Annotated in this window: 1 protein-coding gene; it reads right to left on the bottom strand. The window is 70.9% G+C overall.

What is annotated here, in order from left to right:
• Positions 1-163 precede the first annotated feature (163 nt).
• Positions 164-1,573: an IS1380 family transposase gene (locus KIK08_RS38865; protein WP_214408306.1), complete on the bottom strand. Its 1,410-nt coding sequence runs from the start codon at positions 1,571-1,573 to the stop codon at positions 164-166.
• Positions 1,574-1,699: the final 126 nt, after the last annotated feature.

Raw genomic sequence — 1,699 nt, 5'->3', positions numbered from 1 at the left:
CCCGGATCTTTCGTCCCGGATCCGGAGGTGATCGTGACCGGTCGGGGCCGGTCTTGCGCGGTTGATTCTGGTGGTGGGGTGTGACAGTTCGGCCGAGGTCGCTCGGCTGGGCGCCGGTTCCACTGGCCGGTCCTGCGGGGTGGTCGGGTCGGGTGGGGGCTGGTCAGCCCGACGCGGCGTAGCCGCGCAGGGTGGTGATCGCTGCGGCGAGCAGGGCGGCCCAGGGTGTGTGGGCGGGTAGGTGCAGCACGGTGCGGCGTCCGGACCGGGTGATCCGCGCGGCGAGGGAGAAGATCCGCAGCCGCAGGCGTTTGGGTTCCCAGCGTCGTGCGGGGTGCTCGGCGAGGGCGAGCATCTGTGCCCAGGTGGTGAGTTCGCAGGCCAGCGCGATGAGGGCACACCAGATCCGGTTCTGGTCCAGGTCGTGCAACGGGAGGTTGCGCAGCCCGGTGTCCTTCGCGGCGCGGATCCGGTCCTCGGCGCGGGCCCGGCGGCGGTGACGCAGTTCGAGATCAGCGAGTTGACGGCCTGGTCCACCAGGGCGGGTGTTGGTGGCGAACGCGGTCAACCGGTGCCCGTCGGGATCGGTCAGCCGGGGCTGCGCCCCGGGGTGCGGGCGTTCGCGGCGAACGATGACCCGCATCCCGGTCGGCCAGCGCGACAGGTCCAGCAGCCCGGTGACCTCGAGAACCCAGGCGCCGGGTCGGGGCTCGCTGTCGGCGTCGTAGGCCGGCTGCCACGCTGATTCGGGAACCTTCGCGAGTTCGTCGAGGACCTGCTCGGGCAGGGTGAACCCGACCGAGTAGGACAACCGCTGCCCGACCAGCCAGTTCAGGAAGTCGTGGGTGGCGCCGGCGGAGTCGGCCCGGATCAGGATCTTCCGCCCCGGCCGGCGACCGGTCCGGTGACCGGGGAGTTGTCGGAGTGCCTCGCGGATCACGGTGATGTGGTCCGCGGCGGTGTTCGAGCCGGCGTTGCCCGGTCTCAGCAGTACCGACAGCGGCTCACCGGAGCCGTCGGCGCCGTGGTCGAGGAAGGTCCACAACGGGTGGTGGCCGAACCCTTTCTTGAACGTCGGGGCGGCGCCCTGCTTGTCGGAGTGGGCGGTGACCAGGGTGGCGTCCACGTCGATGACCAGCGGCCGCCCGGCGTCGACCTGGTGGTCGGGGGCGTGTTTCCCGGCTAACGCCCACGCTCGGGCGCGGGCCTGAGCGCGGGCGGTGTTGATCGCGGTCAACGCTGCGGTGGCGTCGCTGGCCAGGCGATCGATCGTGCGCGACACCGTCGGGTCGGATGCGACCCGGCCATAGACGCCCGGTTCGGCGCGCAGCACGGCGATGTCGGCCAGGCAGTCCCCACCCACCGCCAAGGTCACCGCGAGATCGCCCACGACCTTCGCCGGGTCGTGCACTGCGAGCGGGAGCCGCCACCGGCCCAGCGCAGCAGACAGGGCCTGGTCGAGCCCGACAGTGCGGGCGGTCTCGGTCAACAACACGCCACCGGCGTGGGACACGACCATGGTTGCGGCGGTGTCGACGACAGGGCGCGGGTAGAACCCACTACTCTTGCTCACCTGAGAGGTGCTCCTGGTTCGTGGCGGATGTGGACCTTCGCAAGTCACATCCTTGCTGCTCAGGAGCACCTCTCAGCTGTTCGACACACCTCCGCGGCCATACCGGCATGAAAGCGCCGGGCTAGT

Origin of the sequence: Pseudonocardia lacus (assembly GCF_018531445.1) — a bacterium.
GTDB classification, from domain to species: Bacteria; Actinomycetota; Actinomycetes; order Mycobacteriales; family Pseudonocardiaceae; genus Pseudonocardia; species Pseudonocardia lacus.
Note: the sequence above shows the minus strand (reverse complement) of the source record. Positions and strands in the feature narration are given on the sequence as shown.